Origin of the sequence: Siminovitchia fordii DSM 16014 = CIP 108821 (assembly GCF_000374565.1) — a bacterium.
Lineage (GTDB): Bacteria > Bacillota > Bacilli > Bacillales > Bacillaceae_C > Siminovitchia > Siminovitchia fordii.
In genome coordinates this window covers 39,562-48,395 of sequence record NZ_KB894710.1, presented here as the reverse complement: position 1 = coordinate 48,395, position 8,834 = coordinate 39,562, and the positions used below count along the sequence as shown (strand labels likewise).

The 8,834-nt window shown below is 35.4% G+C and carries 10 protein-coding genes and 3 pseudogenes; 5 read left to right on the top strand and 8 right to left on the bottom strand.

From position 1 onward, the window contains the following. Nucleotides 1–212, top strand: a 212-nt coding sequence (locus C509_RS25790) for an ATP-binding protein (RefSeq protein ID WP_169509283.1), incomplete at its 5' end; no start/stop codon positions are given. Nucleotides 213–280: 68 nt separating this feature from the next. Here the strand turns inward: C509_RS25790 and C509_RS26255 are convergent. Continuing rightward, a pseudogene (locus tag C509_RS26255) lies at nt 281–382 on the bottom strand (dihydrofolate reductase family protein); the annotation flags it as partial. 977 nt (nt 383–1,359) lie between these two features. Here C509_RS26255 and C509_RS0120705 point away from each other — a divergent pair. Next, entirely contained in the window at nt 1,360–1,755 is a 396-nt protein-coding gene (locus tag C509_RS0120705; RefSeq protein ID WP_018708851.1) for a hypothetical protein, read from the top strand. A 156-nt stretch (nt 1,756–1,911) separates the two neighbouring features. Here the strand turns inward: C509_RS0120705 and C509_RS0120700 are convergent, their stop codons facing one another. Both C509_RS0120700 and C509_RS27390 read right to left on the bottom strand, forming a co-directional pair. Next, nucleotides 1,912–2,364 carry a DUF4275 family protein gene (locus C509_RS0120700; protein ID WP_245542513.1) on the bottom strand — a complete coding sequence of 151 codons (453 nt, stop codon included), beginning with the start codon at nt 2,362–2,364 and terminating at the stop codon, nt 1,912–1,914. A gap of 260 nt (nt 2,365–2,624) precedes the next feature. Beyond that, entirely contained in the window at nt 2,625–2,894 is a 270-nt protein-coding gene (locus C509_RS27390) for an SRPBCC family protein (protein ID WP_342664530.1), read from the bottom strand. A 439-nt stretch (nt 2,895–3,333) separates the two neighbouring features. Between C509_RS27390 and C509_RS0120690 the strand changes: the two genes are divergently transcribed. Both C509_RS0120690 and C509_RS0120685 read left to right on the top strand, forming a co-directional pair. Further along, nucleotides 3,334–3,996 carry a hypothetical protein gene (locus C509_RS0120690; RefSeq protein WP_018708848.1) on the top strand — a complete coding sequence of 221 codons (663 nt, stop codon included), beginning with the start codon at nt 3,334–3,336 and terminating at the stop codon, nt 3,994–3,996. Between the two features lie 210 nt (nt 3,997–4,206). Continuing rightward, nucleotides 4,207–4,524, top strand: coding sequence for a hypothetical protein (locus C509_RS0120685; RefSeq protein ID WP_018708847.1), 318 nt, complete (start codon nt 4,207–4,209; stop codon nt 4,522–4,524). Nucleotides 4,525–4,950: 426 nt separating this feature from the next. On the opposite strand, the gene C509_RS0120675 is transcribed toward C509_RS0120685, so the two are convergent. Further along, complete coding sequence (locus C509_RS0120675; protein ID WP_018708845.1) at nt 4,951–6,042, bottom strand: PQQ-dependent sugar dehydrogenase; 1,092 nt, start codon at nt 6,040–6,042, stop codon at nt 4,951–4,953. Nucleotides 6,043–6,138: 96 nt separating this feature from the next. Next, nucleotides 6,139–6,318 (bottom strand): annotated as a pseudogene (locus C509_RS26650) (alcohol dehydrogenase); the annotation flags it as partial. A gap of 26 nt (nt 6,319–6,344) precedes the next feature. Here C509_RS26650 and C509_RS24370 point away from each other — a divergent pair. Beyond that, nucleotides 6,345–6,626, top strand: a pseudogene (locus tag C509_RS24370) (MerR family transcriptional regulator); the annotation flags it as partial. 214 nt (nt 6,627–6,840) lie between these two features. On the opposite strand, the gene C509_RS0120660 reads toward C509_RS24370, so the two are convergent. The 3 genes from C509_RS0120660 to C509_RS0120650 form a co-directional block, all read right to left on the bottom strand. After that, nucleotides 6,841–7,263 carry a hypothetical protein gene (locus tag C509_RS0120660; RefSeq protein ID WP_018708842.1) on the bottom strand — a complete coding sequence of 141 codons (423 nt, stop codon included), beginning with the start codon at nt 7,261–7,263 and terminating at the stop codon, nt 6,841–6,843. Nucleotides 7,264–7,690: 427 nt separating this feature from the next. Then, entirely contained in the window at nt 7,691–7,903 is a 213-nt protein-coding gene (locus C509_RS0120655; protein WP_018708841.1) for a helix-turn-helix domain-containing protein, read from the bottom strand. 13 nt (nt 7,904–7,916) lie between these two features. After that, nucleotides 7,917–8,453 carry a DUF2975 domain-containing protein gene (locus tag C509_RS0120650; RefSeq protein WP_018708840.1) on the bottom strand — a complete coding sequence of 179 codons (537 nt, stop codon included), beginning with the start codon at nt 8,451–8,453 and terminating at the stop codon, nt 7,917–7,919. Nucleotides 8,454–8,834 lie beyond the last annotated feature (381 nt).

Below are 8,834 nucleotides of genomic sequence, written 5' to 3'. Positions count from 1 at the left end.
AAGGAGCTGAGCTCCTATTTCAAGTGCTTAATTTGTGTTACGAACGGCGAAGTGTAATCGTTACGACAAATCTTCAGTTCGGACAGTGGAATCATATATTCGGAGATCCGATCTTGACGGAAGCGTTTATTGATCGCTTAATTCATTACTCACATTTACTGGTGTTCAATCGAGAAAGTTTTCGACACAAAGAATCATTACTCAATCATTAAAAAAGGGATGTTGGCAAGTAGCTACAATTTTAACTGCCAAATCATACATATTCTACTTGCCAAATACACATGATACACCAATCTACTTCTCCATTTTCCCCCTCAATAAAACCATCCATAGTTACTGCTAAATCTAAGATTATTTTTCTTGGTCGTACATTCTTGGACATAATTCTTCCTCCCTATAATCAGATAGAAATGGCCTGTGTTTAGCAATAGAACCAAATATTACGTTAACTATTAGCAGACGTTAAAAATAAATAGTGAACATTCATTTTTTCCGGATGCAAGGATAAATTTTGGCTTCATTACTCATGTCCCGCAGTTATACTAGTGGACTTCGAAAGCAAAAGCTAGTTTACACAATGAATCCGAAAATCAATGACCACTATACTTATCGCGTAAATCATTTCTATTGCTATACAGACACCAAGTATAATACTTAAAGATGACATCTATTGTCATAATTAAATATTTTTATTTAGGTGGATAGTTATGCGTGCTAATAGGCTGATCTCCATCTTCCCCAATGGAGTCATTCAAAGTTTTACAACCAGCGAGTTCGGGAAATCGGAAACTACAAGCAAAAAATGAACTGGCAGATGGAATAATGTGCTAACAATGAGGTTAAGTAATTGGGAATATTTGCCAATTAGGATTTAATTGCTTTATTAAACAGGAAATTACGTAACAAGAATGAGGTCTGTGCTATTGATAATTGAAACGAAACAATTACGACAAAAAATTTTGATTTAGCCCTAATAGCTCAACATGGAAATTTATATATAAGGTAGTTATTGAAGCAGCTCCAACTATGTTATATGAATAAAGTTCACCGGACGTTTTGTACAAATATTAATAATTGATTCTCTTAAAAATGGATGGTATATAATTTCAATAAATTCTTTTCCGTCCTCCTCTCTCCCAAATTTCCCTCAAACCTTTACGTATACAGGGAAAAGTGCAGGTTTATTTAATCCCGACTTGCCGGTCTAGTTGATGTCTTCCGCTTTTATTAACTTGTTTGAACCTCATTTATATCAGAAAATGGTGGTAACAAGAAAATTGCCAATAGAGTTACACACCTAACTTACTGCAAAGCTATTTTTTAAAGGGGCATTATAAATCCGAAGGAGATGAAACAATAATGAATAATAAAACTGTTGAAACTATTGAAACCGCAGAGAAATGGGTTGAACTTTCTAATCAAAAAAACCTAGAAGGTTTATCAAAAATAACGTCTAATGAGCTAGAATTAATCGGCCCCAAAGGTATAGGAGTAATAAATCATCAAGAATTAGGTAAGTGGATTGAACGTGCTAATTTACAATTAGCAACTATTGAGAAATATGCTAAAGATCACTACATTGTATTAGTGCAACAAGGAACTTGGCTAAATGATGATGATACAATCAAGGGACAGGCTATTGTATTTACAGTATTTAAGGTAGTTGATGGACAAGTCCATTTCCTAGCAAGGTATGATAAGAAAGAAGAAGCATTTAAAATTAGTGGATTGAATGATGAAGATAAAATTAACTAAAAACAGGTCTAAGTTTGAGCTGTTTTTTCTTTGTACCATCTTCCACAAAATAAGTTGATACATGTGCGCAATGCCATTCCGGAAAGCATACGATGGAGGAAGATGATTAAAGACTTACAAACAAAAAGGCCGGTAGTTTACTTACATGAGGGATAGTTATGGTTTCTGAATAAAAAACGGTCCTATTCCCGATTCCGTTTCATGAGTCATAACAAACGTCCATCCATTATTCCAATCCATTACATAGATATCGCTATAATACATGTGATTCTCTTCAAATGGTAAATCATTAATTTTAAGATTTTTAGCATGTTGTACTAAATAAGCTTCATCAGTATTTTGATAAAAAATAGTGCACTTATTTTTTAACTGACTTTCGAAAGCCTCAATTGCTTTTTCTTTTTCAAGGCAGAATACCTTTTCCCAACTGCATAGATGCCATAGAAATGAGTCCATATAAATTGATTTTTGTTCTACTTTTGAAAGATGATTTGCAAAGATTCCACGCCACTGCTCTCGTAAATAGTTTCCCCACTTAGGTATTTCAATCAACTTCAATTCTTTTTGTCTCCTTTTATTATTCTCCATTAAATACTTTGTTATCTGCATTAATAAAAAGGGCCGTTTGCCCGCTTCCCAAAATAACTATTTACCGCACGTTGTACCAAAAACGTTCTACAGAAGGCTATTTAAGAGATATTTGGGAGTGGCTAAAATAGATTATATCAGACATGAGTTCAATAAAAAGGGGAAAAATTCGGGCCGGGAAAGTTTATTTTAAAGGATGACCTCTTACTTTAAAGACATACTTGCCAGATGTTCCTCAAGACGATCCATGGTCTGTTCGGCGCCTGGGACCGCATTTGTTTTCACCTTATCGAATATAGCGGCCTTTTCTTCAAAAACTGTGCAATAAGAGAGTTTGGTCTTACCAACCGATTCTCAAAGTTTACTCCCGCCAGAAAATGGGGAAACACAGTATGTTTGATAACAATCCACTCTGGTTTAACGTCCTCAACAAAGACGTTGGTGTTTGAATAATCTCCCCCATTAGGAGCATACATGATAAACTGCCATGTACCGTCTTGCTTCATATCAAACTTCTGAAAAGTTGACGTAAAACCTCGAGTCCCAACCACTTCGACAGGTACTCCTCATTTGTCTAAGCTTCAAATACAAGATCGCGTGAAGCATCAAATTCGCGGGTGATCACAATCTCACCATCACCTATTTGTGTTGAAATTTTGTTTTGGACCAAAGTCCATACCACTTAAATGAATTTAGCTGCATAGATTACAATTTCTAGTTGATACACCTTCTTTGTTCCAGAATCTGATCCGATCATCAAGTAATAGCTACAAATCAATAAAAGTGCCCATTAGTTGATCAAACTATTATTAAAATTTATCAATTAAAATAACACCATATAAAAAAACGCAAACCCACTCATGAATAACGCCGTTTAATTTAACCGCCTCTTGGACTATCACTGATTTAATTGTGGTTGAGGATCTCACCAGCATATCACTTTTCAGCGGCTTTGATATAATGAGATAAAACTCATAGGAGGTACCGGCATTGGGACTTATGATTGTGTACTTGACCGGATTACTGTTGGGCATCGGCTTTTATGCCCTTACGTTTTATTTTTCAAAAGAGATGGATGGATTCAAAAGAGTCGCTTTCCTTGTAGTGGTCAGCCTCACCACCGTTGTTGGCGGCCTGTTGATAGGCGGTTTCGCGGGTATGCCGGTCAGTTTAATAGGTGCAGGTATCCTGTCTGTTGCTTTTTTATTGTGGATCGGGGAAAGGGGTCCCCTATGGAAAAAAGCGATGCTGACACTTACTGTATTAGGTGCGCTTGGAGGCTTGAGCTATATTGGCTTCAACCAGTTGAATGGAAGCAGTTTTAATGTGGCCGCGAAAGATGACAGATGGGATCCCGATATAAACAAATACTATGAACAACTACAGGCTGATCCAAACATCAAAGGATGGAAGGTATTTGACACCTATGAGGATAGCAAGGCAATTGTCCTTTCTCTCGGAGGAGAAATGAGCGGAAATAATATAGAGGTATTGGGCATAGAGAAGAAAAGTGGAAGAACAGATATCAATATCCGGACGTTTGCAAACCAGTCGAAAGAAGCAAACCCGACGATCATTATACTACTTGATAAGCTGGAGCCATTTGTCCAAATCAAGGATACCGACGGGACGGTGTATGAAGAAATTGAATGAAAAAGCGGATCTTCCCGAGACCAGAGAGATTTTTCTTCAAATGGACAGATATATCTCCCCTGGTCGGCGCGATTTGAATTAGGCATACGTTTTAATGTTTAAAATCGTTTAATATACAATAAAGTTGTTTATTACACTAGAAAGCCCTTTAACGGAATAAAGTTTTAGGTAGAGTGATGATTTGATTAAAAAATGGGAGGAGATTCTTACATGGAGTTAGTCATGGAAATTATGCTTGCTGTAATACCTGTTGTAATAGTGGGAAGTATTGTGGTATATGTAATTCATAGACTTAAACGTAAATATAATCAAGGGACACTAGGTAAGAAAAAATCAGAAGGTGCTCAAAATTTATTAGATAGTTTAATACCAATGGGAATGCTTTTTGGTTGTGCTATCGGTGTAATTTTGGGCATGTTTTTCCCACTCTCTTTACTATATACAGTTAGTTTAGGGGCTGGAATAGGATATTTATTCGGATTTTTTTCTTATAAATTTTATAGTAAGAAGGGAACCAATTATTCATAAATAGTTACCTTCCAAACGGAAGCTTTATAATAGTCAATTTCCCTCCCTCTTTTTGCCACCCTGTATTATGTCTATTCTCCCAATGTAACTAAGTTCGTCTGTAGTGAATAGAAGATATTGATAAGGGAAAATTGAAACAAATAAAAAGGACTGGCCTCGAATTGGACCCAGTCCGAATTTAGATTGCTTCATACCCATGTAATTCTTTATCCTCACCTGAAATTGGATTCCCTTTTTTTACAAAAATCTATAAACTCTTTCATATCCATTTTAAAATCACCTATCTTTTTACTAATGGAGCGTGGGGCATGATTCCAGCGTTGATAAAGATTACATCTACACTTTCAACCGCCAAATCTACAACTGCTTGTACATCCTCTTTATTCGTTTTTAAAAATTAAACCAAATACATTCAAATGTTTAGAATCAATTTAATTCGGAAAGTGAGGTGCGGTATAATTTATCATCATTTTCCTGTGGATTTCCACGACCATCTGAATTATTGCTAATGAAATAAAGGTAATTATCTTCAATCTGCACATCTCGAATTCTGCCCAGGCCAGTTATAACTTCACGGTATTTACCTGTTTCAAGGTCAAATTCTAAAATGGCTGATCCTCTTAATGCAGCAACGTACAATTTCCCATTAGAATTGTCTATTCCAGATGGTGCCCAAGTTGTATCCTCTCCAGAAGTGAATAGCGGTGAAACCATCCCATCTTGTTCTTCAATCCCTTCGATAATTGGCCAACCATAATTTTGCCCGGGATCTATTTTATTTATTTCATCATTTGCACTGTTTCCGTGCTCACTGGTATATAGTGTTCCATCAGGCAACCAGGTAATTCCTTGAGGATTTCGATGTCCATAACTATAGACGTATGAATCCGAAAACGGGTTATCATTTGGTATCGTTCCATCAAGATTCATTCTTAAAATTTTCCCGCCCAATGAATTAAGGTCCTGTGCCTTATCCGATTCAGACGCGTCACCGGCTGTTGCATAGAGTTTCTCATCAGGTCCAATTTTAAGCCTTCCTCCATGATGGTAGTCTCCACTTGGGATTTTATCGAGAAGTACACTCTCTTCCCTCCAAACATTATCTTCCAAATGGAGTGTAATAATACGATTAAATTGTCCGGAACTATCTACATACGTATAGTAAGCATAAGCTAGATTGGATTCCTGAAAATCGGGAGCAAGAACAAATCCCAATAGCCCTGCTTCTGCAGCTGTAGCAAGATCTTTCTCAAGTTCTACACTATGCCTCTCCATTTCTCCATTTTCTATTTTCGCGATGGATCCAGATCTTTCTGTCAGATAGTAAGTATTGTTATTTTTTTCAATGGACCAAGGAACGTCGAGATTTTCTGCAATCACTTCTAATTCATCATTTTCTTGCTGACTTGGTGGAGAGTTTTGCTCATTATTGTTATGTCCTGCATCTTGTTGTTGATTTGGAGAACATCCAACTAATAAGAGAATAAGCACCATATATACACTTACAATTTTTTTCAATGCTCATCACCTTTCCTACATTGATAAAAAAACGTCCCAAAAGTCGGACTTTTAAGACACCTTAACCTTAACATTACCATAAAAAACATACGTAATTTACATTGTACTAATGTCAATCACGAATCTATATTTCTCATCGGAAGCTAATACTCGTCCATATGCCTCATCAATTTGATCTGCCGAAAATACTTCAATTTCAGGAACAATATTATGTTTTGCACAGAAATCTAGCATTTCGTGAGTCTCACGGATGCCTCCGATCATGGAAGCTGCAAATGGTCCGGATCATTTGTCTCATAGTATTGTTTAAAGAATCAGATATAGACGCTTTAAAAGTAATTGAATGCCTAAAATCCACTGGAATGCCTATAAAAGAAATTAAAAAAATTATTGATTGGTGCTCTGAAGGGGGTTCCTCATTACAACAAAGATATGACATGTTTTTGGAGCGAAAAACTGCTGTAGAAGCACAGTTGAAAGATAAAACAATGGAACTCATAAATCATAAATGCGAATATTACAAGACTGCATTGGATGCAGGAACAGAAGATATTCATAAAAACAATAAAATAGGGAGCTTTTAATTAACAGAATGCCACCACCATAACTGTTGGTTTGAAGTGTAGGTGGCTCTATTTGTATGGGGAACTGCCGAGAATCAAGTTTATATCAGGGATTTTTACTGCAAAACAATGAGTCAATTTCTAGGACACTTTTAAAGTTGTTCTACCTTTACATACGCTTAACCAATACCTGTGAATTAACAATGTACTGAAACCAAAATATATTAATGAAATTTCAAGATTTGAATAACCCAGCCTTATAGTTTGAGCGTATATTTTCAGGAATTTTATGATAAATATGATAAGGAATTCCAAAATTATCCTTTATATTTATTTCTTTTCCAGAATCAATAAAATCAAGAAATTCCCAATACGTAATAAAGAAGTCACATGCTGGCTCGTGAATAAATTCCATCCATCCCTCCGCAATATGCTCATCTTTTTCATTAAATACATTTATTCCTGAGAAGTTTTCAACACGCCCATCTAAGTAAGCAGTTTCGTGTCCCTCTATACAACTCTCAGACCAGTCAAATTTAAACTGATTCCCTGCTATTCCATACACTTTTAGATCATCGCAAAGTTGTTGCTCCACTAACATTCTTAATTTAGGCCCCATAATAATTGAATATCCATGATCTGTATAATTTGGTTTCAAATTTTTCTCTCCCTAAATATATGTACGATGTCTATTTCACTGCTACCCGTACTAATTTATTCACTCATTTAACTAAGGGTATTTTAGATTAAGTACACGTTTCAAAATCTCATTCGATATACTAACCTTATCATAGTTAACCTTAACCCATAACAAGAATTATCTTTCTAATATCCCATCTCCTTAACGTCTGCTATAGCCCCAACTAATCATACCGTTCCCGCTTTCTTTCACAACTTTTTCTCCCCCCTTTTTCTTTGCAATTACCTGTTGCACCTTGCTTTCTTTTAAAAAACGTGCCTATTTTTCGATTAATTTTTTTTGAACGCTTCCATGGATGTACTGCAAAATCAATATTAGACAAATTCTCGAACATGTTTACTTTAAAAGTCAACAATTAAAAACCTGACTTATAACAATTGCTTTTCTATATGTCAGTTTTTTCTTCATATTCGAATATATCACCAGGCTGACAATTTAATGTCTGACAGATTTTTTCTAAAGTGGCAAAACGAATACCACGTGCTTTACCTGTTTTTAGTATCGATAAGTTAGCTTGGGTAATTCCAATTTTTTCTGCTAACGCTTTTGAAGTAATTTTTCTTTCCAGCATTACTCGATCCAGATTAATTTTTATCATTAGGAGCTCCCACCTAAATTACGTTGTTAGAATCGTCTTGCAAATATATGCCGTGTTTAAAAACCACATAAAGCGTATAAACGATGGCTAACAGAAGAATGTTTCCTATTAAACTTGGCCAAGAATCTGAAAAAATTCCACTGACATTGTAAGCATGTGCTTGTACAAAGAACAGCTGACTAATGAACTGCAAAATGGTAAAGCTAGTGATCGAGATTAAGATTAGTTTGAGGTACGTGAGATTTTGAGAAACAAAGAAGTTTTGTTCATAAATATTACCAATTATTTTATGAAGAGCGTACATAATAATAAATAAGCAAGCAATGATTGCTAGCGCAACTAAGCAAGATAGTACTAAAAACCATACTGATAGGCTTGGGCTTGAGTTTAAATCCGCATACTGTAGCAATTGTTTTTTGACTCCGTTCGGAACCAACAATAATGCACCAGCAGCAAATAGTAGCATTAATCCAGCAAACGCACAAAAAACTTGAGCTATTAGAGACGCAATTGACAAAAATTTCAGAACGGTTTTGGTAAAAAGATTCATTAGAAACCCACCTCCTTAAATTATTGTAAAACAATAAAAGATAATTGTAAAACAATAATTTTTTGTTCAAGAGTATCCTTGACAAATAGCTTTAAAATTTAGTTTGATCTAATCAATTCAAAACACTGGCACTTCAAATGTAAAGACGTATGATCTTATTGAAATTCTGATCATAATAAAAATGAAACATTGTAATCAAGGTTCTAGGTCAAATACAACACATATTTTAATCAATCTATTTCCCTGGATTCCCTCCTCAAATGCCCGTTTTCATCCTCTTTTTTCCACTTTGGCTTATATACTAAATTTGTCCCTGGAATCGTAAAAGAAGTTCAAAGAAAAGACTGGATTGCAGTGGTTAAACTGAGGAAACGAACTGAA